Origin of the sequence: Kitasatospora sp. NPDC101235 (genome assembly GCF_044767505.1) — a bacterium.
In the GTDB taxonomy this organism is placed as follows: domain Bacteria; phylum Actinomycetota; class Actinomycetes; order Streptomycetales; family Streptomycetaceae; genus Kitasatospora.
The window spans coordinates 205,123-229,399 of the sequence record NZ_JBIWNZ010000014.1; the positions used below are offsets into that span (position 1 = coordinate 205,123).

General features: G+C 71.1%; 22 protein-coding genes and 1 rRNA gene. 6 read left to right on the forward strand and 17 right to left on the reverse strand.

What is annotated here, in order from left to right; translation table 11 throughout:
• Positions 1-161 precede the first annotated feature (161 nt).
• From ACIRRH_RS24035 to ACIRRH_RS24060, 6 genes are all read right to left on the reverse strand, one after another.
• The gene (locus tag ACIRRH_RS24035) at positions 162-1,961 is read right to left on the reverse strand and encodes a bifunctional metallophosphatase/5'-nucleotidase (protein ID WP_403070880.1); all 1,800 of its coding nucleotides are present in this window, start codon (positions 1,959-1,961) and stop codon (positions 162-164) included.
• Positions 1,962-2,145: 184 nt separating this feature from the next.
• Positions 2,146-3,495, reverse strand: coding sequence for an ATP-binding protein (locus ACIRRH_RS24040; RefSeq protein ID WP_403070883.1), 1,350 nt, complete (start codon positions 3,493-3,495; stop codon positions 2,146-2,148).
• Between the two features lie 59 nt (positions 3,496-3,554).
• Positions 3,555-5,129, reverse strand: a complete 1,575-nt coding sequence (locus ACIRRH_RS24045) for an SCO6880 family protein (protein WP_403070886.1) — start codon at positions 5,127-5,129, stop codon at positions 3,555-3,557.
• 7 nt (positions 5,130-5,136) lie between these two features.
• The gene (locus tag ACIRRH_RS24050; protein ID WP_403070888.1) at positions 5,137-6,171 is read right to left on the reverse strand and encodes a hypothetical protein; all 1,035 of its coding nucleotides are present in this window, start codon (positions 6,169-6,171) and stop codon (positions 5,137-5,139) included.
• 229 nt (positions 6,172-6,400) lie between these two features.
• Entirely contained in the window at positions 6,401-7,201 is an 801-nt protein-coding gene (locus tag ACIRRH_RS24055) for a hypothetical protein (protein ID WP_403070891.1), read from the reverse strand.
• A gap of 167 nt (positions 7,202-7,368) precedes the next feature.
• On the reverse strand, positions 7,369-7,719 hold the full coding sequence (locus tag ACIRRH_RS24060; RefSeq protein ID WP_403070894.1) for a hypothetical protein: 351 nt from the start codon (positions 7,717-7,719) through the stop codon (positions 7,369-7,371).
• 248 nt (positions 7,720-7,967) lie between these two features.
• Between ACIRRH_RS24060 and ACIRRH_RS24065 the strand changes: the two genes are divergently transcribed.
• Both ACIRRH_RS24065 and ACIRRH_RS24070 read left to right on the forward strand, forming a co-directional pair.
• The gene (locus ACIRRH_RS24065; RefSeq protein ID WP_403070946.1) at positions 7,968-9,155 is read left to right on the forward strand and encodes an NlpC/P60 family protein; all 1,188 of its coding nucleotides are present in this window, start codon (positions 7,968-7,970) and stop codon (positions 9,153-9,155) included.
• Between the two features lie 192 nt (positions 9,156-9,347).
• Positions 9,348-10,076 carry a phosphatase PAP2 family protein gene (locus ACIRRH_RS24070; RefSeq protein WP_380767984.1) on the forward strand — a complete coding sequence of 243 codons (729 nt, stop codon included), beginning with the start codon at positions 9,348-9,350 and terminating at the stop codon, positions 10,074-10,076.
• A gap of 44 nt (positions 10,077-10,120) precedes the next feature.
• Here the strand turns inward: ACIRRH_RS24070 and ACIRRH_RS24075 are convergent, their stop codons facing one another.
• Positions 10,121-10,312: a hypothetical protein gene (locus ACIRRH_RS24075; protein ID WP_403070897.1), complete on the reverse strand. Its 192-nt coding sequence runs from the start codon at positions 10,310-10,312 to the stop codon at positions 10,121-10,123.
• A 154-nt stretch (positions 10,313-10,466) separates the two neighbouring features.
• On the opposite strand from ACIRRH_RS24075, the gene ACIRRH_RS24080 reads away from it, so the two are divergent.
• Positions 10,467-11,372 (forward strand): hypothetical protein, encoded by a 906-nt coding sequence (locus ACIRRH_RS24080; protein WP_403070900.1) that lies wholly within the window; start codon positions 10,467-10,469, stop codon positions 11,370-11,372.
• 220 nt (positions 11,373-11,592) lie between these two features.
• Positions 11,593-11,781 carry a hypothetical protein gene (locus ACIRRH_RS24085; RefSeq protein ID WP_363394422.1) on the forward strand — a complete coding sequence of 63 codons (189 nt, stop codon included), beginning with the start codon at positions 11,593-11,595 and terminating at the stop codon, positions 11,779-11,781.
• Between the two features lie 26 nt (positions 11,782-11,807).
• On the opposite strand, the gene ACIRRH_RS24090 is transcribed toward ACIRRH_RS24085, so the two are convergent.
• Positions 11,808-12,194, reverse strand: coding sequence for a metal-sensitive transcriptional regulator (locus ACIRRH_RS24090; protein ID WP_403070903.1), 387 nt, complete (start codon positions 12,192-12,194; stop codon positions 11,808-11,810).
• Positions 12,195-12,657: 463 nt separating this feature from the next.
• Between ACIRRH_RS24090 and ACIRRH_RS24095 the strand changes: the two genes are divergently transcribed.
• Positions 12,658-13,278, forward strand: coding sequence for a DUF47 domain-containing protein (locus ACIRRH_RS24095; protein ID WP_030059626.1), 621 nt, complete (start codon positions 12,658-12,660; stop codon positions 13,276-13,278).
• A gap of 11 nt (positions 13,279-13,289) precedes the next feature.
• Positions 13,290-14,279, forward strand: a complete 990-nt coding sequence (locus tag ACIRRH_RS24100) for an anion permease (RefSeq protein WP_403070906.1) — start codon at positions 13,290-13,292, stop codon at positions 14,277-14,279.
• Between the two features lie 161 nt (positions 14,280-14,440).
• On the opposite strand, the gene pstB is transcribed toward ACIRRH_RS24100, so the two are convergent.
• From pstB to rrf, 9 genes are all read right to left on the reverse strand, one after another.
• The gene (gene pstB, locus ACIRRH_RS24105; RefSeq protein ID WP_224282803.1) at positions 14,441-15,217 is read right to left on the reverse strand and encodes a phosphate ABC transporter ATP-binding protein PstB; all 777 of its coding nucleotides are present in this window, start codon (positions 15,215-15,217) and stop codon (positions 14,441-14,443) included.
• Between the two features lie 42 nt (positions 15,218-15,259).
• The gene (gene pstA, locus ACIRRH_RS24110; protein WP_403070909.1) at positions 15,260-16,330 is read right to left on the reverse strand and encodes a phosphate ABC transporter permease PstA; all 1,071 of its coding nucleotides are present in this window, start codon (positions 16,328-16,330) and stop codon (positions 15,260-15,262) included.
• Positions 16,327-17,304 (reverse strand): phosphate ABC transporter permease subunit PstC, encoded by a 978-nt coding sequence (gene pstC / locus ACIRRH_RS24115; protein WP_403070912.1) that lies wholly within the window; start codon positions 17,302-17,304, stop codon positions 16,327-16,329. The genes pstA and pstC overlap by 4 nt, the downstream gene beginning before the upstream one ends.
• Positions 17,305-17,454: 150 nt before the next feature.
• Complete coding sequence (pstS, locus tag ACIRRH_RS24120) at positions 17,455-18,588, reverse strand: phosphate ABC transporter substrate-binding protein PstS (protein ID WP_403070914.1); 1,134 nt, start codon at positions 18,586-18,588, stop codon at positions 17,455-17,457.
• Between the two features lie 226 nt (positions 18,589-18,814).
• Positions 18,815-19,276, reverse strand: a complete 462-nt coding sequence (locus tag ACIRRH_RS24125; RefSeq protein WP_403070949.1) for an NUDIX hydrolase — start codon at positions 19,274-19,276, stop codon at positions 18,815-18,817.
• Between the two features lie 67 nt (positions 19,277-19,343).
• Positions 19,344-20,432, reverse strand: a complete 1,089-nt coding sequence (locus ACIRRH_RS24130) for a CHAD domain-containing protein (RefSeq protein ID WP_403070917.1) — start codon at positions 20,430-20,432, stop codon at positions 19,344-19,346.
• Between the two features lie 121 nt (positions 20,433-20,553).
• Positions 20,554-22,731 carry an RNA degradosome polyphosphate kinase gene (locus tag ACIRRH_RS24135; protein ID WP_403070952.1) on the reverse strand — a complete coding sequence of 726 codons (2,178 nt, stop codon included), beginning with the start codon at positions 22,729-22,731 and terminating at the stop codon, positions 20,554-20,556.
• 411 nt (positions 22,732-23,142) lie between these two features.
• On the reverse strand, positions 23,143-24,129 hold the full coding sequence (gene mshD / locus ACIRRH_RS24140; RefSeq protein ID WP_403070920.1) for a mycothiol synthase: 987 nt from the start codon (positions 24,127-24,129) through the stop codon (positions 23,143-23,145).
• A gap of 72 nt (positions 24,130-24,201) precedes the next feature.
• Positions 24,202-24,277 (reverse strand): 5S ribosomal RNA (gene rrf, locus ACIRRH_RS24145); the annotation flags it as partial.

Sequence of the window (24,277 nt, forward strand, 5' to 3'; positions counted from 1 at the left end):
GGGGGGCCCGGGGGCCCCCGGCCGGGCGCCCGGGGGGCCCCCCCAATTTTGGGGGGTGGGGGGGGGGGGGCCCCCCCCCCCCCCCCCCCCCCCCCTTCCGCAGGGGGTGGCCAACGGATCCGACAGGACCCACAGGACACGCCCCCGGAGCCGGCTCACGGTCAGTCGATGTCGCTGCCCGGGCCGATGATCTTGATACGGTCCTGCGCCGGGGCCTGGAGCGGCGCGGCGGCCGAGCTGTGGGCACCCAGGTAGGCGGTGAAGACGTCCAGGTCCGAGGCGCCGACCAGCTTGTCGGTGCCGGCCGCGAAGGCCGGGAAGCCGTCGCCGCCGCCGGCCAGGAACTCGTTGGCCGCGACCCGGTACTTGGCGGCCGGGTCGACCGGGGCGCCGTTCAGCCGGACCGAGTCCAGGACCACCCGGTCCGCACCGGTCTTGCGCATGTCCAGGGTGTAGTGCAGGTTCGAGGACACCTGCAGGATCTTCGGCGCGGCGGCGTTGGAGCCGCTCACCTGCTGCTGGAGCAGCTGGATCAGCTGGGCGCCGGTCAGCGTCTTGACCTGCATCATGTTGGTGAACGGCTGGACGGTGAACGCCTCGCCGTAGGTCACCACGCCGTTGAGCTTCGGGTCACCCGACGGGTCCTTGTAGACCAGGTCGGAGCGGATGCCGCCGGGGTTCATGAAGGCGACCTGCGCGCCGCCCTTGTCGGCCGGGGCCAGCCCGGCGAGCTGCGCGTCGGCGATCACGTCACCGAGCGGCTTCTCCAGGTCGTTGTTGCCGCGGCCGTTGATGTCCGAGGCGATGTAGCCGATCGGGCGGTTGGCGATCGGGGCGGCCAGCTTGGAGTAGTGGTCGACGAGCGCCGTCATGTCGGGCGCCTTCTCGACCGTGCGGTGCACCACGTGGTTCTCGGCCTTGACCGAGGGACGCACGATCTCACCGGTGGTCTTGTCCAGCTTCATGTTGATCTCGGTGAAGAGCCGGCCGAAGGAGGCGGCGCTGGTCACCGAACGCGGGACGCCGTTGGGGTCGGGGATGCTGCAGGCGTACGCGTTGTGGGTGTGACCGGTGACGATGGCGCCGACCGCCGGGTCGATCTTCTTCGCGATGTCGACGATCGGGCCGGAGATGCCCTGGCCGGCCGCGCCGCAGTCGTAGTTGTAGACCGTGCTGGCCGGGTAGCCGCCCTCGTGGATCAGCGCGACGATCGAGTTGACGCCCTTGGCCTTGAGCTCCGCGGCGTACTTGTTGATCGTGGTGACCTCGTTGGCGAACTTCAGGCCCTTGACGCCCTCGGCGGTCACGATGTTCGGCGTGCCCTCCAGGGTGACGCCGATGAAGCCGACCTTCACACCCTGGGACTTGGTGATCCAGTACGGGGCCAGCAGCGGCTTGCCGGTCTTCTCGTCGGTGACGTTGGCCGACAGGTAGTTGAAGTTGGCGCCCTTGAAGGTGCGGCCGGCCTCGTAGCAGCCGTCGGTCGGGTGGCAGCCACCGTCCTGCATGCGGCGCAGCTCCTGCGCGCCCTCGTCGAACTCGTGGTTGCCCACGGAGGTGACGTCCAGGCCGAGCTTGTCCATCGCCTCGATGGTCGGCTCGTCGTGGAAGAGCGCCGAGGTGAGCGGGCTGGCGCCGATGATGTCGCCGGCCGCGACGGTGATCGAGTCGTCGGCCGGGACGCGCGCCTTGCGCAGCTCGGTGGCCAGGTACTCGATGCCGCCGGCCGGGGTGGCGACCTCCTTGCCGGTGGCCGGGTCGATCTCCTTGATCGTGCCCGAGGAGCCGGCCGGGGGCTCCAGGTTGCCGTGGAAGTCGTTGATCGCCAGCAGCTGGAGGTTGACGGTCTTGTGGCGCTTGGCATCGGCGGCCTGAGCGGCCGTCGGCACGACCACCGTGCCGAACAGACCTGCGGCGGCGACGACGGCGAGCGCCGTCCGTCGGGATCTGACGGTGAGCATGAAGGGTTCCCCTGCACCTTGGAGGAGCACCGGCTGAGGACAGCGTCGGCGTTCGGGCATGTGTTGCGACTGCGAAGCCTAAGGTCAACGCGCGTAGCTGTCAGGACGTCGGACGTAACGAGAGGATTACCTACTGACGAACCATCGCCGTCCGCCGGGTGCGGAACCCGCGGAGAGGACTTCCTCAGACCCCGGGCTCGGCCGCCAACTGCCGCTCCGCACGCACCCGTTCGGCCACCGCGTCCTCGGTCATCGCGCGGTCGGTGTAGACCAGCGGACGCTCGACCTCGGTGACGATGTGCTTGACCACCTGGACGTTGCCGTTGACGTCCCAGACCGCGATGCCCGGCGACAGGGTGGGGATGATCTCCACCGCCCAGCGCGGCAGGCCCAGCACCCGGCCGGTGGCCCGCGCCTCCTCGGCCTTCTGCATGTAGATCGTCCGGGTGGACGCCATCTTCAGGATCGCCGAGGCCTCCTTGGCCGCCGCACCGTCCACCACGTCGGACAGGTGGTGCACCACCGCGACGAAGGACAGGCCGAGCCGGCGGCCGAACTTCAGCAGCCGCTGGAACAGTTGGGCCACGAACGGACTGTTGATGATGTGCCAGGCCTCCTCGACCAGGAAGATGCGCTTCTTCCGGTCCGGACGGATCCAGGTGTGCTCCAGCCACACCCCGACGATCGCCATCAGGATCGGCATCGCGATCGAGTTGCGGTCGATGTGCGAGAGGTCGAAGACGATCAGCGGCGCGTCCAGGTCGATGCCCTCGGTGGTCGACCCGTCGAACATGCCGCGCAGGTCACCGTCGACCAGCCGGTCCAGCACCAGCGCCACGTCCAGGCCCCAGGACTGCACCTCGTCCACCGCCACGCCCAGCGACTCCACCGAGGACAGGTCGGGGTTGCGCAGGGTGTCGATGATGTCGTCCAGCACCGGCTGACGGTTCTTCACCGAGGCCACCACGTGGCCGTGCGCGGCCTTCAGCGCGAAACCGGCCCGCTCCTCCAGCCCGCGCCCCATCGCCACCTCGACGATGGTGCGCAGCAGCGACAGCTGGCCGGTCTGGGTGATCGCCGGGTCCAGCGGGTTGAGCTTCACCCCGCCGTCCCGGGCCGCCATCGGGTCCAGCCGGATCGACTTTATGCCCAGCGCGTCGGCGATCAGGTTCCACTCGCCCACGCCGTCCTCGCCCTGCGCGTCCAGCACCACGACCTGGCGGTCGCGGAACCTCAGCTGCCGCAGCACGTACGTCTTCTCCAGCGCCGACTTGCCGTTGCCGGACTCGCCGAGCACCAGCCAGTGCGGGGCGGGCAGCTGCTGCCCGTACAGCTGGAAGGGGTCGTACACGTACCCCTTGCCGCTGTACACCTCACGGCCGATGATCACGCCGGAGTCGCCCAGCCCCGGCGCGGCGGTGGGCAGGTAGACGGCCTGCGCCTGACCGGTGGAGGTGCGCACCGGCAGGCGGGTGGTCTCCACCTTGCCGAACATCAGGCTGGTGAACGCCTCGGTGAGGTTGCCGAGCGCCATGGGCGGCCTCCTGACGGGTCAGCGGTGGACGGGGACGGACGTACGGGCGTACGGCGTGCTCAGCGGCGGATGCCGGTGGCGAACGGGAGGGTGTTGACGAAGGCCCGGTGGTGCTCGCGGTCGCACCACTCCAGCTTGAGGTAGCTCTTGCCGGCCGAGGCCCGGATGGTCCGCTTGTCACGGGCCAGCGCGTCGGGGTTGCGCGAGGAGACCGTGATGTAGCCGACCAGGTTCACCCCGGCCGCGCCGGACGCCAGGTCGTCGCCGCGCTGGTCCACCCGGCCGGTGTGGGCCAGGTCGCGCGGGTCGACCGTCCGGTTCATCTTGGCCGCGCGGCTCGCCTCGGCCTCGTCGTTGGTCTTCTCGGTCAGCATCCGCTCGATCGCGACGTCGGTGGGCTCCAGGTCCATCGTCACCGCGACCGTCCGGATCACGTCCGGGGTGTGCACCAGCAGCGGCGCCAGGAAGTTGACGCCCACCGGGGTGAGCGGCCACTCCTTGATCCACGCGGTGGCGTGGCACCACGGCTCCCGGGTCGCCGACTCACGGGTCTTCGCCTGCAGGTACTGCTGGTGGGTCGCGTCCAGCTCGGCCGGCCAGGCGTTGCGCCGGGACATCGCCTGGATGTGGTCGATCGGGTGGTCCGGGTCGTACATCGAGTGCAGCAGCGAGGAGAGCCGGGCCTGGCCCAGCGGCTGGCGCACCCGGATGTCCGCCTCGGCCAGCCGGGCGCAGATGTCGGTCAGCTCGCGCGCCATCACGGCCGCCAGCCCCTCGTCGTCCCGCGCCCGCCGCCCGGTGGCCGTGCGGCCCATCGCGTGCGCCTCGGCGGCCAGGTCGCGGGTGTAGTGCATGCACGCCACCAGGTACGCCCGGTGCTGCTCCGAGGAGGTCGACACCATCGACTGGAGCTGGTCGTACGAGTCCTGCAGCCAGCGCGGCGCGGACGAGTCACCGCGCCGCTCGACGTCCTTGGCGTGCGCGTCCGGGTCGGCCGGCAGGGTCCGGGCCAGGATCTGCAGCCGGGTCACGAAGCCGTCCCCGTTGGCGACGTGCTTCAGCAGCGTCCCGAACCGGTCGACCAGGGCCTCCTGGTCCTCCGAGTCGCGCAGGCCGACGCCCGGGCCCTCGATCTCGATCGCGGCCGTCACCGTGCGCCGCTCCAGGTGCATCAGCACCCCGACCTCGTCCGGCCCGAACGGCGCCGTCAGCCAGCGCAACCGCCCCACCCCGGGCGGCGGGCCGACCTCCACCTCCCGGCCGTCCAGCCGGGTGCCGGCGTCCATCACGTCCGAGCGCCACACCGCCCGCCCACTGCGGACCGTCCGACGGTAGGTGCGGTTGATCTCCACCCACTTGTAGAACGTCCGCTTGCGGTACGGCACGTACACCGCCGCGATGGCGAGCGCCGGCAGACCGACCAGACCGCCGATCCGCAGCGGCAGAATCGGCATCAGCAGGCCCCAGAGCATGCCGAGGAAGGCCCCGAGGATGATCAGCATGATCTCGCCGGACTCCCGGTTCCGGCCGATCGGCGCGTTCGGGCGGGCCTTGCCGATCAGGTAGGTGCGGCGCTGGTGCACGTACGGCTGGGCGTACTGGGCACCGTACTGGCCGAGCGGTTCGCTGCTCACTTACCCGTCACCCTCCCTTCGCTGGATTGCTGTCGCGGATCGGAACCGGGGCCTGCGGCGGCCCGCCCTGGGGCGGTGGCGCCGGCGTCCGGCCCGCGTGGGCGGCGATGCCCGGCGCGACCGAACCGCCGCCGGCACCCCCGCCACCCGCCTGCGGACCGCGGTCGCCGTGGGTGGTGATGCCCTGCTTCATCAGGTTCGCGGTTCCGTTGATCATCGCCGAACCGGCCTGGACGGCGTTGGCCCGGGCCCCGCGCATGTTCAGCAGCTCGTCACCGAAGCCCGGCACGAAGCGGTAGACGGCGGCGCTCGCGAAGATCGACAGGAACAGGATCGCCAGCCCGGACAGCACCCGGGCGAAGTCGTCGTCAGCCCCGGCCCCGGTCGCCACCGCGCCCGCCAGGCCCAGGATGACCACGATGATCGGCTTCGCCAGGTCCACCGCCAGCATCACCCCCGCCCAGCGCCGCACGTGCTTCCACAGCTGCCGGTCCACCAGCCCCGCGTACACCGCCGTACCCAGCAGCGCGCCGACGTACAGCATCGCCGCCCGGATCAGCAGCTCGATCCAGAGCACCGCCGCCGCCAGCACCGCGACCAGCGACACGATCACCAGGATCAGCGGACCGCCGCCCACATCGCCCTTCTCCAGCGTGTCGGCGAACCCTCCCAGGTACGAGCCGGTGTCCGTCTTCGTCCCGACCGCGATCGCCTTGGTCAGCCCGTCCGTCACGCTCACCACGGTGTACAGGATCAGCGGCGTGAACGCGGACGCCACCACCGTCAGCCACAGGAAGCCGATCGCCTCCGAGAACGCCGTCGTCAGCGGCGCCCCCCGCACCGCGCGCTTCGTCACCGCCAGCAGCCACAGCACCAGCGTGATCACCGTCGACACGGCGAACACCACGGCGTACTGCTGCAGGAACGACGTGTTGGTGAAGTCCACCTGCGTCGTCCCGTCGATCGCCCCCGACAGCTTCCGCACCACCCACGCCGCGGCCTGCGCACAGCTCTTGGCCAACGCCCCGAGGGGGTCGGTCACGGTCCCGACGGTGCTGCTCCCGGGGAGGGAGCCACCACCGGGCGGAGCACAGTAGACGTCGTTGCCAGGAAGCGGGACGCCAGGGCAACTCGTGTTGGTCGCACCGGAGCTCGGGGTGGGCGCGGGCTCCGCCAGCGCGCGATGGGCCGTTGCCACGACCGAGAGGGCGCCGAACAGCGCGACCCCCGTCACGCGGCCCATGGTCCGCCGGACGACGCCCGGATTACCGTCAGCGGGCATAGTGGAAGCCTCCGAACTGCTCGACGGCACCAGTGATCTCCTCGGCGGTCGCGGCCTGCTGATCCGGCGGAATCGGGGCCGGTCCCGCTGCACGGCTGTAGTCGCTGAGCTTCCAGTCCGTCCCGGTCCACCGCAGGCTGAGACTGAGTGTGAACCATTCCTCGGAAACCGGCTTGGTCGAGCGCTCACCGGCCAGCCCGAACAGGCCCGTGCACCAGACGTCGACCTTGACGCTGTCCGCGGTGTAGCCGCTGCTCTTGGCCCCGACCGGGATCGTCCGGCTGACGAAGGTCAGGCCCTTCGGCGGCCGCCCCTGCGTGTCGACCCCGAACCTGGCCGCCGTCTCGGGCGAAAAGCCCTGGTCGAGCCGGCTCTGGAGCCCCGCCAGTGCGCCCGGGTCGGCGATGGTGGCGACGATGCCGTGCCGGCTGTCGGTGCGGAACATGTCCGCGGAGCCGATCGCCACCGCGTAGTTGGTGGCGGCAGACTGGGCGCCAGGCTCGGTGTGCGGGTAGCCGGTCGGGATGCCGTTGACGGTGGTGCCGACGGGCTGGTCGCCGCTGGGGGCGGGGCCGGCGGCGGCGTGGTCGGCGGAGGTGCCGTCGCCGCTTCCGGCGCCGGGCATGACGCGGTTGGCGATGGCGATGGCCACCACGAGCAGGGTGACGACGACCAGGACGGCCAGCAGGGCGCGCAGTGGACGGGACTGACGGTGGTTCGACTGGGCGGAGGACTGTTCGCCGACCGGCAGGCGCGTACGGGTGCGCGGCTGGTCGTCGGACAACGGCACGGCGGCCCTCCTGGTGCGGGGAGCCGGGGCGGCTCCGGGGGCCCTCCGCCCGGGGGCGGGCGCGGACGGAGGGTGGGAACGGGGGTGGACTCCTGGCGGGCCGACTGCCGGAGGGGGTCCAGACGGGGACCCGGTCTCAGGCAGGTCGGACTACTGCTGTCCGATCGTCAGATCGCCATGCCGTAGACAATGGTGAACAGAGTGCCGAGTGATCCGATGATGAACACGCCGGTCAGTCCGGCGACGATCAGCCCCTTGCCCTGTTCGGCGCCGAAACTGTCGCGCATCGCGGTCGCACCGATCCGCTGCTTGGCCGCACCCCAGACCGCGAGCCCGAGGCAGATGAGGATGGCCACGGCCATGATGACCTCGACCATCACCCGCGCCTCCGACCCGAGGCTCGCGAACGGCCCCCAGTCCGGGGCGATTCCGCCGATGATGGTGTCGATGTTCGGCTTCTTGGGGGGGTCTTCGGCCAGGTGGCTGACCGCATTCGTGTGCACGCTGCTCAGGTTCATTTCCATCTCACCGCCCGATCAGGCAAATTCAAGGGCCCGGACCCGGCCCGCGCGAAGGGTCGGGGCCTATTCTTGGCCAGATCTGATGTCGACTTGGCTACTTCTCGCGGATTGGTCGTGAGACGCCGGACACGTACGCGAGGATGTACGCCGTACGAAGGATAGCGCTCACTGTTCGTATCTCTGATGATTGCGGTGAGCAACGCCTTCCGGGACACTTCGACTGACGATTCGTCGGGATGGTGCTGATGGTACTCCGGAAGGCCGGTACGGCCGCCGCCGCTGCGGGAGTTGTTGCGTTCGGGTTCATCGGGTTGGTGACGGTAGGGACTTATGCGGCAAGTGGGACGCCGCAGCAGTCGGCGAATCGTTCCGCCCTCTCTCCCGGAACGGTCCCCGCGGCCTACCAGGATCCGATCCAGAAGTGGGGCTCACTCTGCCCCGAGATCTCCCCGCCGATGCTCGCGGCGCAGCTGTACCAGGAGAGCGGTTTCGACCCCAAGGCGCGTTCCGGGGTCGGGGCGCAGGGAATGGCGCAGTTCATGCCGGACACCTGGCCCTCGTACGCCACCGATGGCGACGGGGACGGCAGGGCGGATCCCTGGAACCCGCTGGACGCGATCGCCTCGGCGGCGACCTACGACTGCGCGCTCGCCAAGCGGGTCGCGAAGTACCCAGGCGACCCGCAGGCCAACCTGCTGGCCGCCTACAACGCCGGCGAGGGCAACGTGGAGAAGTACAACGGGGTGCCGCCGTACAAGGAGACCCAGGGCTACGTGCGGAACATCCAGGCGATGGCCCGCAGCTTCACCGCCCCGGCCTCGCCGACCGCGCCGCTGGAGGTGTCCCCGCAGTCGTCGGCCGCGATCTACTTCGCTCAGACCAAGCTCGGCACCCCGTACCTGTGGGGCGGTGAGGGCCTGCCCTCGCAGAACGGGCGGTTCGACTGCTCGGGCCTGACCCAGGCCGCGTTCGCCAGTGTGGGCATCACCCTGCCCCGGGTGGCCAACGACCAGTGGTACGCCGGGCCGCACCCGTCGCGCGATCAGCTGCGGCCGGGCGACCTGGTGTTCTGGGCGACGGACCTGAGCGATCCGCGGAGCATCCACCACGTCGGGATCTACGTCGGCGGCGGCTACATGATCAACGCGCCGCACACCGGCGCGGTGATCCGCTACGACAAGATCGACACCAGGGAGTACATCGGCGCGACCCGGGTCACCTCGGACGGCGCCCAGGCGCTGCCGACCCGCAACAACGACGGCGCGGTCAACGCCCCGAGCCGTCCGGGCGGGACGGAGCCCACCGCTCCCGCGGGGAGCCAGGGCGGCACCCAGGGCGGCGTGCCGGGCAGCGCCCCGGCGACCCCCGGCCGGTCCGCGGCCGCCGCCCCGCCCGCGCAGGCCGGCCCGAGCCCCACCGGGGCGGGGCGGTAGGCCCGGTGGGGCCGGTGCGGCCGGGACCTGTGTGCGCGCTGTGGACGCTGAGTCAAGTTTCGATAACCGCGCGTTTCCGTGGAACGCTGTGCCTCGGAAATGACGTTTCTTCCGGTGGCCTCCCGTCAGCTTCCCGCACGGGACGGCCCCGGCCATGACGATCAGATGCAGCGGACCAGAAGGAGGTGCGGCGTGTCGACGCCGCTTGCCGACACGACCAACCCCGACCTCGACCTGCTCTACGCCGTCAACGGCCTGGCCAAGCGCTCCCCGCAGTGGCTGGACCACCTGGTCTCGTGGATCGGCGAGTACGGCATCCTGATCGGCCTGGCGATGCTCGGCCTGGTGGCCTGGCTCCAGGCCAGACGCCGTCCGGACGCGCCGGTGGCGATGGCCGGGCTGCTCTGGGTGCCGCTCTCGGTGGCCGTCGCCGAGCTGGCCAACCTGCCGATCGCCGCGATCGTGAACCGCCCGCGCCCCTTCGTCGACCATCCCGGGCTGCTGGTGCTGGTGGACGGCAAGGCCGGCACCCACTCCTTCGTCAGCGACCACTCGACCATGACCATGGGCGTCGCGGTGGCGCTGTTCCTGGTGAACCGCAGGCTGGGCTGGATCGCCGGCGGGCTGGCGCTCCTTCAGGGCTTCTGCCGGATGTTCATGGGCGTCCACTACCCGACCGACGTGATCGGCGGATTCGCGCTCGCCGTCGCCGTGGTGCTGCTGCTGGCGCCGATCGCGATGGCCGTGCTGGTGCCGTTCTGCCATGCGCTGAGCCGGACGGCGGTCGCCCCGCTGATCCGGGCGTCCGAACGCGGCGGCGCGGCCCGCGCCGGGGCCGGGGCCGGTCCGCGCGGCCGTCGGCGCGGGCGCGGGGCGGTGCGGGCCGGGGAGCAGCCGCCGGAGTCCGACCTCGCGGCCTGACCCCGCCCGCGGGGCCCTGCCGAGGCACCCGGGGCCCGACGGGATCAGTCCGGCTCGGCGCCGCTCGCGGCGATGTGGTCGGCGCCCTCACGACGGGCCAGTTCGCGCGAACGGCGGGCCGGGGAGTACCAGCCGCAGCTGCAGGCCGCGAAGGCGAAGGAGCCACGCTCGCTGACCGCGAGGCGGTGTTCTGGCATCCGGGTGGTGCCGGGTGCGACCGGCAGCTCACTGTGCACGTGGTTCACCGTAACGCGCCGAACGCCCGCTGCGTGACGCTCCCCGGGCACCGGACCCGTAACCCTTTGCGCCCCAACTCGTTTGCCCGGAAAGAGCTATGCCCACCCGGTGGTGTCCGGCGGGGCAGTCGGGCCCGAGGGGGTTGTCGCAAAAATGAAGATGACCGACCAGCAGCGCAGCGGACGGCCGGCACGCCGTCCGGGTCCGCACCTGCGCTCGGCGGCGGGGGCCGCCCTGATCACCGCCGCCCTGGCGGTGGGGGCCGCCGGCTGCTCCGGCGGCTCCGTCAGCGGCTCCTCCGACCAGCAGTCGGGCACCCCCGACCGGCTCGCCGCGGACCCGCTGACGGCGGTGCGCAACGCCGCCGACATCACCGGCCGCACCGGCTCCGCGCACGCCGCGACCGATCTGGTCACCGAGTCCGCCGAGAAGAAGGCCTCGTTCAACGGCACCGGCGGCTACGACTACGTCAAGCGGATCGGTCGGCTGGAGGTCCAGGTGCCACCGGGCGCGGCGACCACCGGGAAGATCGTCGAGGTGGTCCTGCCGGGCACCGTCTACCTCCAGAACAGCGGCGCCAAGGTCCCCGAGGGCAAGTGGGTCAAGCTGGACGTGCGCCAGCTGCCGGACGGCAACCTGGTCAGCAGCGGCGCCACCGACCCGGCCTCGGCTGCGGGGGCGCTGCGCGGGGCGCAGAAGGCGGAGGCGGTGGGCACCGAGACCGTCGACGGGGTCGCGTTGCACCACTACCGGGGCACCCTGGACCTGGCGAAGGCGGCCGAAGCGACCGGCGGCCGGGGCGGGGACGGCCTGCGGATGGGCGCGCAGACCTTCACCGTCAAGGAGGTCCCGTACGACGCCTGGCTGGACGACCAGGGCCGGCTGCGCAAGGTGGTCGAGGTGTTCACCTTCGCCGGGGTGGCCGGGTCGAAGGAGCCCAAGGACCAGGTGAAGGTGACCTCGACGACCTCGCTGAGGGACTTCGGCAAGCCGGTGGAGGCGGCCGAGCCCTCGGCCTCGGACATCTACCAGATGAAGCCCACGGAGAGCCCGAAGTAGGGGCGGGTCCGACACCGCCCTGGCCCGCCGGGGCAGCGCTCCGGCGCCGGGGCGAGACGGGGTGCCGCCGGGGCGGGTGGCCGTCCGGGGAGCGACGGCCACCCGTTTCGGCGGCGCCGAGATGGCCCGTCCGTGCCATGTGGACGGGCCCCGAAGGTGCCTAGGCTGGACTCCGGGTGGCTGCCGCCCGGGCTGGCGAGGCACTGAAGGGGTGGTGCAGGTGGTGTCGTCCACGGGCGGCCGCAGCGGCGGCCACGACGACGCGGCCCTCGACGAGATCGATCTGGCCGGCGAGCTGATGATCGCCGCGACGGCCAGCTCCGGCGACCGGCTGCCGACCGAGCGGATCGACGAGGTGCTGCTGGACCGGGCCGAACCCGGGCAGGCCGACCGGGAGGCCGACGGCTAGCGCGGGCGCGGCGGACGGCCCGTGGCTCAACTGCGCAGCAGGCGGCTGATCGCGGCGGTGGCCTCCGCCACCTTGGCGTCCAGCTCGGTGCCGCCCTCCTCGGCGGCCGCGGCGACGCAGTGCCGGAGGTGCTCCTCCAGCAGGGAGAGCGCGAAGGACTGCAGCGCCTTGGTGCTGGCCGAGACCTGGGTGAGCACGTCGATGCAGTAGACGTCCTCGTCGACCATGCGCTGGAGGCCGCGGATCTGGCCTTCGATCCGGCGCAGCCGCTTGAGGTGGGCGTCCTTCTGCGCGCTGTAGCCGTGCGGACCGTGCCCGCCGTGATGTCCCTCTGCGGCTGCGGCGGTGGGGCCGGCGTGCGGGTCGGCCTCCTGCGCGTGCTGCGGCTCGGTGCGCGCTTGCGTCGTGGTCATCGGCCCCGCCTTCGTCTCAGTGCCTGGTGGCTGCGTCGGCCACCAGTGTCCAACACCGGGGCCCTGCGTGGTGTTCCGACGGCCGAGGCGGCATGTGCCGGAGCGGCCCGGGAGGGGTGCCCGGCGGTTCACCCGTCTGAGCGGCGCCCCGGTCTTCCGTACGCACGACGGGGACAATCCGGGCGAGGTTCCGTCAGACTGAGGGCTCAGCGCACCGCCTCGCCTCGCTCCGCAGACGCTTCGCCCAGAGCGCACCTCCTCCTGGTTCGCTCTCCCCCGGCCTCCGGCCGGGGGTACCCCATCGCCCGCTCACGTCCACACGTGGTGGTGCGGCCCTGATCAGCCGGTGCGACAGCCGAACGGAAGGGGAGGTTCCGACTCCTTCCCCGACACCCCGTTTGCGTGATTGCGCTTGGTTGCACCTAGCATCGTTCAGTCCCTACCCCGCACATCGGAGATTTCCGTGCGTTTTAGCCTGACCCCGAAGGAGACGAGCTTCTACGACATGTTCGCCGCCGCGGCGGAGAACCTCGTCGTCGGATCGAAGCTCCTTTTGGAGCTGCTGGGATCAGACGTGTCGGCCCGTGCGGAGATCGTCGAGCGCATGCGCGCCGCCGAACACGCCGGGGACGACACCACCCATGCCGTCTTCCACCAGCTGAACTCGTCCTTCATCACGCCCTTCGACCGCGAGGACATCTACAGCCTGGCCTCGTCGCTGGACGACATCATGGACTTCATGGAGGAGGCCGTCGACCTGGTCGTCCTCTACGACATCCAGACCCTGCCGAAGGGCATCGAGCAGCAGATCGAGGTGCTGGCGCGCGCCGCGGAACTCACCGCCGAGGCGATGCCGAACCTGCGCAGCATGTCCAACCTCACCGAGTACTGGATCGAGGTCAACCGGCTGGAGAACCAGGCCGACCAGATCCACCGCAAGCTGCTCGCCCACCTGTTCTCCGGTCAGTACGACGCCATCGAGGTGCTCAAGCTCAAGCAGGTCGTGGACGTCCTTGAGGAGGCGGCGGACGCGTTCGAGCACGTCGCCAACACGGTGGAGACCATCGCCGTCAAGGAGTCCTGACCCTCGTGGACATGGCAGCACTCATCGCCGTCATCGGCGTTGCGTTCTTCTTCACGTACACCAACGGCTTCCACGACTCGGCGAACGCGATCGCCACGTCGGTCTCCACCCGGGCGCTCACCCCCCGGGCGGCGCTGGCGATGGCCGCGGTGATGAACCTCGCCGGCGCGTTCCTCGGCAGCGGCGTGGCGCACACCGTCTCCAAGGGGATCATCGAGACCCCCTCCGGCAGCCAGGGGATGGCGATCCTGTTCGCCGCCCTGGTCGGGGCGATCGCCTGGAACCTGACCACCTGGTACTTCGGCCTGCCGTCCTCCTCCTCGCACGCGCTGTTCGGCGGCATGGTGGGCGCGGCGCTGGCCGGCGGCGTCGAGGTGATCTGGAGCGGGGTCATCGACAAGATCGTCATCCCGATGATCGTCTCGCCGGTGGTCGGCCTGGTCGGCGGCTTCCTGGTGATGCTGGCGATCCTGTGGATCTTCCGCCGGGCCAACCCGCACCGGGCCAAGCGCAACTTCCGGGTCGCCCAGACCGCCTCGGCCGCCGCGATGGCCCTGGCGCACGGCCTCCAGGACGCCCAGAAGACGATGGGCATCGTGGTCATGGCACTGACCATCTCCGGCCACCAGTCCGGCAACGGGATCCCGGTCTGGGTGAAGATCTCCTGCGCGACCATGCTCTCGCTGGGCACCTACGCGGGCGGCTGGCGGATCATGCGGACGCTCGGCCGCAAGATCATCGAGCTGGACCCGCCGCAGGGCTTCGCGGCCGAGGCCACCTCCTCGGTGATCATGTACATCACCTCGTTCGTCTTCAAGGCGCCGATCTCCACCACCCACGTGATCACCGCGGCGATCATGGGTGCGGGGGCCACCAAGCGGATCCGCGCGGTGCGCTGGGGCGTCGCGAAGAACATCGTGCTCGGCTGGTTCATCACGATGCCGGCGGCCGCCATCGTCGCAGCGCTGATGTACTGGTTCGTCCACCTGTTCTGGGGCTGACGCCCCCGCAGGACGCACGAACGGACAGGGCCCGCCCCCACATCTCGGGGGCGGGCCCTTCTCCATGCCCCGCGGCGGCACCGCCATGCAGCACCACGGGACAGCTCGCGGTCCGTCACGCGTCCCGGCGCCTCGGCGCCGCCCGTGACGGGGGTTCCGGGTCAGCCGAAGCGGCCGGAGATGTAGTCCTCGGTCGCCTGGACCGACGGGTTGGAGAAGATCCGCTGGGTGTCGTCCAGCTCGATCAGCTTGCCCGGCTGGCCGACGCCGGCCAGGTTGAAGAAGGCGGTGCGGTCGCTGACGCGGGCCGCCTGCTGCATGTTGTGGGTCACGATGACGATGGTGAACTGCTCCTTCAGCTCGCCGATCAGGTCCTCGATGGCGAGGGTGGAGATCGGGTCGAGCGCGGAGCAGGGCTCGTCCATCAGCAGGACCTGGGGCTCGACCGCGATGGCGCGGGCGATGCACAGGCGCTGCTGCTGACCGCCGGAGAGGCCGGCCCCCGGCTTGTTGAGCCGGTTGTGGACCTCCTTCCAGAGGTTGGCGCCCTTCAGCGAGCGCTCCACCACCTCGTCCAGCACGGACTTCTTCTTCACGCCCGCGAGCCGGAGTCCGGCGACCACGTTGTCGTAGATCGACATGGTCGGGAACGGGTTCGGGCGCTGGAACACCATGCCGACCGAGCGGCGCACGGCGACCGGGTCGACGTTGGAGGCGTACAGGTTCTCGTCGTCCAGGAGGACCTTGCCCTCGACCCGGGCGCCGGGGATCACCTCGTGCATCCGGTTCAGGGTGCGCAGGAAGGTGGACTTGCCGCAGCCGGAGGGGCCGATGAAGGCGGTCACCGAGCGGGGCTCGATGCTCATCGAGATGTCCTCGATGGCCTTGGTGGTGCCGTAGTAGGCCGACAGTCCGCTGACGTCGATGCGCTTGGCCATGATCGTTGCTTCTCTCGTCTGTCTCGTACGTCAGTCGGTCGCTCAGTGCCCGCCCTTGGGCGAGCGCCAGCGGGCGATGCCTCGGGCGATGAGGTTGAGCCCCATCACGAAGGCGATCAGCACCAGCGCCGCACCCCAGGCACGGGCGTAGCCGTAGTCGTTGTTGACCTGCGAGTACTGAAGCCAGATGTACATCGGCAGGGACTGCTGCGGCCCGTCGAACGGGTTGCTGTTGATGTAGTCGGCGCCGAACACCAGCATCATCACCGGGGCGGTCTCGCCCGTGATGCGGGCGACCGCGAGCATCACACCGGTGGTGATGCCGCCGATCGCGGTGGGGAGGACGATCCGCAGGATGGTCTTCCACTTCGGCACGCCGAGCGCGTAGGAGGCCTCGCGGAGCTCGTTCGGGACGAGCTTCAGCATCTCCTCGGTGGACCGGACCACGACCGGAATCATCAGGATCGCCAGCGCGAGGCTGCCCGAGAAGCCGGAGTAGCCGAAGCCCAGGGCGAGGTTCCAGAGCGAGAGGACGAACAGACCGGCGACGATCGACGGAATGCCCGTCATGACGTCGACGAAGAAGGTGACCGCCTTGGCGAGCGCGCCGCGGCCGTACTCGACCAGGTAGACGGCGGTCAGCAGACCGATCGGGGCGGCCATCGCGGTGGCCAGGCCGACCTGCTCCAGGGTTCCGATCAGCGCGTGGTAGATGCCGCCGCCGGGGCCGGACTGGATCACGCCCTTCATGGAGTGGCTCAGGAAGTTCCCGTTGACCACGTGGATGCCCTGCTGGACGGTGTAGACCGTCAGCGCGACCAGCGGGACGACGGCCAGGATGAAGGCGACCCAGACCACCGAGGTGGCGAGCCGGTCCTTGGCCTGCCGGCGGCCCTCGACCCGGGCCGAGAGGACGTAGCTGATCAGGACGAAGAGCAGGGCCGAGATCAGGCCCCACTGGAGGTGGCTGGCCAGCCCGCCGACCGCGCCGATCCCGCAGCCGAGGGCGATCGAGCCGAGGGCGACGACGGCCGGGGCCCACTTGGGCAGTCGGTTGGCGGTCAGCGGACGGCCGACGGGCCGGGCGTCCTCGACGACGACGGTGGCGGTCATGCGTTGGCCCCCGAGTACTCCTTGCGGCGGGCGATGATCAGTCGCGCGGCACCGTTCACCAGCAGGGTGATGACGAACAGGACGAGGCCGGAGGCCATCAGTGCGTTGCGGCCGTTGTCACCGGCCTCGGCGAACTTCAGCGCGATGTTCTGCGCGAAGGTGCCGCCGCCGGCGTCCAGGATGTGCAGCGACAGGACGTTGCTGGCGGACAGCACCACCGCGACCGCGATGGTCTCGCCGAGCGCACGGCCGAGGCCGAGCATCGAGGCCGAGATGATGCCGGGGCGGCCGAACGGCAGCACCGCGGTGCGGATCATCTCCCAGCGGGTCGCGCCGAGCGCGAGCGCCGCCTCCTCGTGCATCCGCGGCACCTGGCGGAACACCTCGCGGGAGACCGCGGTGATGATCGGCAGGACCATGATCGCCAGCAGGATGCCGACGGTGAACAGGTTGCGCGGGGTGCCGGTCCTGGTCTGGTCGAAGATGTACGTCCAGCCCAGGTACTCGTTGAGCCAGCTGGTCAGACCGTCCAGGTGCGGCACGAGGAAGAGCGCGCCCCAGAGGCCGTAGACGATGCTGGGGACGGCGGCGAGCAGGTCGACCAGGTAGGCGAACGGCTGGGCGATCCGGCGCGGCGCGTAGTGCGAGATGAACAGCGCGATCCCGATCGCCACCGGGACGGCGATCGCCATCGCGATGACGGCACTGACGATGGTGCCGAAGACCAGGACGGCGATGCCGAAGACGGGCTTCGGGGCGTCCGGTGTCCACTCGAAGCTCGTGAAGAAGTTGCCCTCGTTGGTGCTCAGGGCCAGGACCGACCGCCAGGTCAGGAACGCGGCGATGGCGGCCATGATGACCAGCAGCAGGATGCCCGAGCCCCGGGCGAGGTTCATGAAGATCTTGTCGCCGACGCGGCTGTCGCGCGGTCGGCGTTCCCTGCCTCGCGGGGCGGCAGGGGAGGATGAAGTCATTGGTCTACTCCGGTCTGGTGGCGCCGCCCCGGAAGGGGGACGGCACCATGGCGGCGGTGCCCCGGACGTGGTGCTGGGTGTGGTGCGTTCCGGTGGGGCGGCCCCGGCCCCCCTCGCTCACGGGGCCGCCCCACCGGGGGTCCTGTCGGGTCAGGCCAGGGTGGTGATGACGCCGTTGACCTTGTCGGTCACGGCCTTCGGCAGCGGGACGTAGCCCTTCTCGCCGACGGCCTTCTGGCCCGCGTCGCTGGCGGTGTAGGTCAGGAAGGACTTCAGCGTGTCGAGGGTCTCGGCCTTGTTGCCCTTGTCACAGACGATCTCGTACGTGATCAGGACCAGCGGGTAGGAGCCCTCTTCCTTGGTCGCGTAGTCGAGCTTCAGCGCGAGGTCGCTGCCGGTGCCGGCGGCCTGCGCCTTGGCGATGGTGGTGGCGGCGTTCTCGGCGGTGGCCGCGACCGGCTTGGAGGCGCCCGTGCTGATCTCGGCGCTCTTCAGGCTGTTGGTCTGGGCGTAGGCCAGCTCGACGTAGCTGATCGAGTTCTTGACCTGCTTCACCTGGGCCGAGACACCGGCGCTGCCGTTGGCCGACTGGCCGTTCTTGCCCGTCCAGGCCTTGCCGGCCGGGTAGGACCAGGCGCCACCGCCGGCGGCGGCGAAGTACTTGGTCAGGTTCTCGGTGGTGCCGGCGTCGTCCGAGCGGTGGAAGGTCTGGATCTCCGCGTCCGGCAGCTTGGCGCCCGGGTTCAGGGCGGCGATCGCCGGGTCGTTCCACTTGGTGATCTGCGAGTCGAAGATCTTGGCGGCGGTCGGGCCGTCCAGGACCAGGTTGTCGACACCGTCGATGTTGTAGACCAGCGAGATCAGACCGCCGACCATCGGCAGGTCGATGCCCTGGCCGCCGGTGCAGACCGCCTTGGAGGCGTCGATCTCGGCCGGCTTCAGGGCCGAGTCGGAGCCGGCGAACTGGATCTTGCCCTGGTTGAACTGCTGGATGCCGGCACCGGAGCCGCCACCCTGGTAGTTGATCGTGGTTCCGGAGCAGGCGGCGGCGAAGCTGGTCTTCCAGACGTCCATGGCCGCACCCTGCGCGGTCGAGCCGGCGGCGATCAGCGAACCGGGCTTGCCACAGTTGATCGCGGCAGCCGCGGCGGAGCCGCTGGAGCCGCTGGACGCGGTCGAGTTGCTGTTGTTGTCCGACCCGCAGGCGGCGAGCGACAGCGAGCTGACGAGCGCCATGGCACCGATCGCGAGGGCCTTGGAGCGGCCGTTCCGCTGGAGCTTCACAGGGGTGTCCCTTTCTGTGGCATTGCCCTTGCGCGGACCGTACGCGTACGGCCCAGCAGGGGTTTTGCTGTGGTCCGGGGCCCGTTCGGCCCTCCGGTGGTCCCGAAGTTAGGCCGGGTAAGTGACACGACAGCCGGTCGCAAGTGAACGGGGAGTGAACCTCGAACGGATGACAGGAAACTACGTCAGGTAGTAACGGTTGCGTCACGGCGAGGGCGCAGGGAGATCACTTCCACCGTTCCTCCGCCGGTTCCACCCCCGTCGTCCGCACCGGCTTCGCCCCCAGGACCGCCAGCAGGGCGTCGACCAGCAGCCGGTCGTGGTCGTGGGTGAGCCGGGCGCGGGCCTTCCCGGCCGGCAGCCACTCCAGCCGGTCCACCTCCCGGTTCGGCCGGAAGGACCCGCTCGACGGCACCGCCGCCCAGTAGCGGACCTCCTTCGGACGGCCCTGCACCCGGTAGTGCTGAGCGGGCAGCTCCGGGCCCAGCAGGCAGCGGAACCCGGTCTCCTCCCGGACCTCGCGCAGCGCCGCGTCGGCCATGCCCTCGCCGGGTTCGAGCTTGCCCTTCGGCAGGCTCCAGTCGTCGTACTTGGGCCGGTGGATCACCGCGATCCGCGGCCGCCCCAACCGGCCGCTCTTCTTCAGCCGGCCCGGCAGCCACAGCACCGCGCCCGCCGCCAGGATCACCGGGGCGCGCCCCGCCCCGGTCGCGGCACCCGCCGCCGCCCGGCCGGTGCGCGGGCGCTCGCCCAACTCAGACCGTCCCGGGCGCGGCGGAGTGCCCCCAGGCGTCGGCCGGGAGGAGCTCCAGCCAGCCGTCCGGGCCGGGCGGCAGATCCGGCCAGCTGCGGCCGACGGCGTACCGCGCCGACTCCACCTCCAACCGCTGGTCGGCGTGCACCACGCCCAGCACGTACGCGGTCGCCGGGGTGATCCGCGGGGTGCGAGCCGCGGTGGCGGCGGTGACCGCGGCGTCCGCGGCCTCCTGCTGCCGGGCCAGCACCACGTCCAGCTCGTCCAGCTCGGAGGACGGGCGGCCGCACACCTCCAGTGCGTACCGGGCCCGCTTCACCAGGATCCGCAGCCGGGCCCAGGGGGCGTCGTCGGCCGCCAGCGCGGTGTCCGCGTCCGTCGCCCCGCGGGACGCCGGAACCGTGCCCAGCCGGCGCAGCCCGTCCCCGCCGTACGGCGTCGCGGCCCTCTGCAGCGGCAGCTGCTGGGCGCCCGCGGACAGCGCCGCGAACGCGGCGGCGGCCTGCGGGAGCAGCACCGCCGGGGCCCGGCCGCCCGCCGACTCCAGCATCGGCGCCTCGCCGACCAGCAGGGTCATCCGGTCCGCCAGCGCGTGCAGCCGGGCGGAGCGGAGCTCCTGGAGCGCCGTGGAGTGCGCCCTGGTCCGGGCCAGGGTCAGCTGCCGGTCCAGCAGCGCCCGCGCCTTGGGCGCGCCCGCGTGGCCGGCCAGCATGCCCGTCCGGTCCGGGTCGGTGCCGCTCAGCGAGTCCAGCGCGCCCAGCAGCCGGGCCGAGCGCCGGACGTAGCCCGGCTCCAGCGCCAGCAGGTTGAGCAGCCAGCGCAGCTCGGTGCGCGACTCCTGGGCCCAGGTCTGCTCGAAGACCGAGCCGAAGGTGTGCAGCAGCCCGCCGATCCGCCGGACGGCCCGCAGCAGGTCCGAGGTGCCGGCCGACGGGACGATCGAGGCCGTCCCGGGTCTGGCACCGACCTCGCCCACCGCCAGCGGCAGCGCGCGCAGGAAGGCGCCGGCCTGGACGGTGAGGTGGCGGGAGAGGATGTCCCCGGCGGTCGCTGTGGAGGCCGCCTGGGCCGTCATCGGCGCTTCGGTCATGGCGTGGTAGATCCCCGTTCCCCCGGGGCGGTCCCCGGAGCTGGTGGCCGACCGCCGGAAGCAGCTGCCCGGAAGAGTCTCGCGGGCCTGCTGCTCCGGCGGCTTCGCATCAGTGGACGCGTCAGCGCGAGGTGGCAGCCCGACGGCGCTGGCGTGAGTCGATCAGCAGGTCCTGGACGTGCCGCAGCGGCCGGCTCTCGGCGTCCTGCGAGCGGCGGGTCCACGCGCCGTCCGGCCCCAGGTGCCAGGACTCGGTCCCGTCCGACACCCCGAGGTCGATCAGCCCGGACAGCTCGGCGCGGTGAGCCGGGTCGGTGATCCGCAGCAACGCCTCGATCCGGCGGTCCAGGTTGCGGTGCATCATGTCGGCGCTGCCGATCCAGACCTCCGGATCGCCGTTGTTGCCGAACACGAAGATCCGGGAGTGCTCCAGGAAGCGGCCCAGGATGCTGCGGACCCGGATGTTCTCGCTCAGCCCCGGCACGCCCGGGCGGATCGCGCAGATCCCGCGCACCCAGACGTCCACCGGCACCCCGGCCTGGGAGGCCCGGTAGAGCGCGTCGATCACGGCCTCGTCGACGATCGAGTTGACCTTGAGCTTCACATAGGCCGGGCGGCCCGCCCTGTGGTGGGCGATCTCGTTGTGGATCCGCGAGACCAGCCCGTCGCGCAGGCCGCGCGGGGCGGTCAGCAGGCGGCGGTAGGACTCGCGGCGCGAGTAGCCGGAGAGCCGGTTGAACAGGTCCGAGAGGTCCGCGCCGACCTGCGGGTCGGAGGTGAGCAGACCGAGGTCCTCGTACAGCCGGGCCGTCTTCGGGTGGTAGTTGCCGGTGCCGACGTGCGAGTAGCGGCGCAGGGTGTCGCCCTCCTGCCGGACCACCAGCGAGAGCTTGCAGTGCGTCTTCAGCCCGACCAGGCCGTACACCACGTGACAGCCGGCCTCCTCCAGCTTGCGGGCCCACTTGATGTTGGCCTGCTCGTCGAAGCGCGCCTTGATCTCGACCAGCACCAGCACCTGCTTGCCGGACTCGGCCGCGTCGATCAGCGCGTCGACGATCGGCGAGTCGCCGGAGGTGCGGTAGAGGGTCTGCTTGATCGCCAGCACGTCCGGGTCGGCGGCGGCCTGCTCCAGGAAGGCCTGCACCGAGGTGGAGAAGCTGTCGTACGGGTGGTGCAGCAGGACGTCGCGCTCGCGCATCGCGGCGAAGATGTCCGGCTGGGAGGCCGACTCGACGTCGGTCAGCCCGCGGGCCGTGCCGGCCACGAACTTCGGGTACTTGAGCTCCGGACGGTCCAGCCCGGCGATCCCGAACAGCCCGGTCAGGTCCAGCGGCCCGGGCAGCGGGAAGACCTCCGCCTCGGTGATGTTCAGCTCCCGCACCAGCAGGTCCAGGATGTACGGGTCGATCGACTCCTCGACCTCCAGCCGCACCGGCGGGCCGAAGCGCCGCCGCATCAGCTCCTTCTCCAGGGCCTTGAGGATGTTCTCGGTGTCGTCCTCCTCCACCTCCAGGTCCTCGTTGCGGGTGACGCGGAAGGCATGGTGGGCCAGCACCTCCATCCCGGGGAAGAGCTCCTCCAGGTGGGCGCCCATGACGTCCTCCAGCGGGACGTACCGCTGGGGCGAGGCCTCCAGGAAGCGGGCCAGCGACTGCGGCACCTTGACGCGCGCGAAGTGCTTGTGCCCGGAGACCGGGTTGCGCACCACGACGGCCAGATTGAGCGAGAGCCCCGATATGTACGGGAAGGGGTGCGCCGGGTCGACGGCCAGCGGGGTCAGGACCGGGAAGATCTTCTGCCGGAACAGTGTGTGCAGCCGGGCCTGCTCCTTCTCGGCCAGCTCCGACCAGCGGACCACCTCGATGCCCTCGGCAGCGAGGTCCGGCAGCACCTCCTGCTGGAAGGCGGCGGCGTGCCGGGCCATGAGCTCGCGCGAGCGGGTCCAGATCAGGTCCAGCACCTCGCGCGGCTGGAGGCCGGACGCGCTGCGCTGGGCGACGCCGGTGGCGATCCGGCGCTTGAGGCCGGCCACCCGGACCATGAAGAACTCGTCCAGGTTGCTCGCGAAGATCGCCAGGAACTTCGCCCGCTCCAGCAACGGGATGCCCGGGTCCTCGGCCAGCTCCAGGACCCGCTCGTTGAACGCGAGCCAACTGCGCTCGCGGTCCAGGAAGCGGCCTTGCGGCAACGCTTCGAACTCCTCGTCGTCCGTGGCCGGCAGCTCCGGCGGAACACCCAGCGCACTGGACATCCGGGCCGTAGGCGACAGCGGGGCAGAGACGGGGCGGGGGATGCTCATGGGCTCCAGCTCCTCCAGCAGCAGGACGGCGTCCGGACGCGAATGGCTCTGCGGGCCGTCGCCCTCGCCCCGGACCAGGCCCGGGGACAACGCCCACCCTCCGGGCGCGGTCCGTACAGGACCGGCCGGTGCGTGGCGGTCGACTCTGCACGAGCGAGACACTACGGACTTCATCCTGTGATCTTCGCGGCAGCAATTGAATCCACGGTAAACACCGCATGGCCAGGAGGAAAGCTGAGTCGGTCGGGGCAAGGGGCGTTGCCGCCCCGTCCCTCGCCCACGACCGCTCGGGGGGCCGCCCCGACCGCTTTCGGCAGAGTCGGAAGGCTCAGGAATCCGGTGCGAGGACGCTCCGGAGATCCGGGAGCGGAGACTCCGGATGCTTCGAAGGTCCCCGAGGGTCCGCAGCGGCTAGGCCGGCCGGTTCGCCCGGTACCGGGCTCGGTACATGAGGTCCACCTCGTGAATGGCGAACCCCAGTCGTTCATATACCCGCACGGCGGCCGGATTGTCGGCGTCGACGTAGAGCAGCACGGTTTCCAGACCGCGCTCGCCGGGGCCGGTACCGGTCAGGTGGCGCAGGCCCGCCGCGGTCAGCGCGCGGCCGAGGCCGCTGCCCTGCTCGGCCGGGTCCACCCCGACCACGTACACCTCGCCCAGCTCGGGCTCGGTGGCGGTGGCCGGGTGCACCTTGGTCCAGTGGAAGCCGACCACCTGGCCGTCGCGGGTGGCGAGGAAGAAGCCGGCCGGGTCGAACCAGGGCTCGGCGATCCGCTCGGCCAGGTCCTCCACGGTCCACGCGCCCTGCTCCGGGTGGTGGGCGAAGGCCAGGGCGTTCAGCCGCAGCCACTCGGCGTCGTCCTCCCCCGGGCGGAAGGTGCGGAGCTCGATGCCCTCGGGGACGGCCACCTCCTCGGTCTGCCGCCCGGTGCGGCGCATCTGCCGCAGCTCGCGGACCAGCTCGGCGCCGTACGCCTCGGCCAGGTGCCGGGCCGCCGGGTGGCCGCCGTGCACCCAGAAGTCCACCGCGTCGCGCCCCGCCCGGTGGGCCTGTGCCAGGACGGCGTCCACCAGCGGGCGGGCCAGGCCGCGGCCGCGGGCGGCCGGGTCGACCACCAGCTCGGCGGCGGGGTTGGCGGCCGGGTTCTCCGGTACTTCGAGCTGGCCGTAGCCGCGGACGGCTTCGGCTTCGGCTTCGGCTTCGGCTCCGGCTTCGGTCTCGACGAGGTGGATGACGCCCGGGCGCGGAGTCTCCGCGTTCCGCAGCCGGAGCCGGCCCTGCTCGGACACGGCGGCCCGGCCGTCCACCGTCTGGGCCTCCACCAGAACACGCAGGGCGCCGTCGCGCTGCTCGGGCCGGAGCACATCGTTCGCAGTGACCGCTGTCTGATCGTCCATGCCCCGACGATACGTCACCGGAAATGCGAAGAACCCCTGATCCGAATGGATCAGGGGTTCTTCTGAAGAATTGTTCGGCGGCGTCCTACTCTCCCACAGGGTCCCCCCTGCAGTACCATCGGCGCTGTAAGGCTTAGCTTCCGGGTTC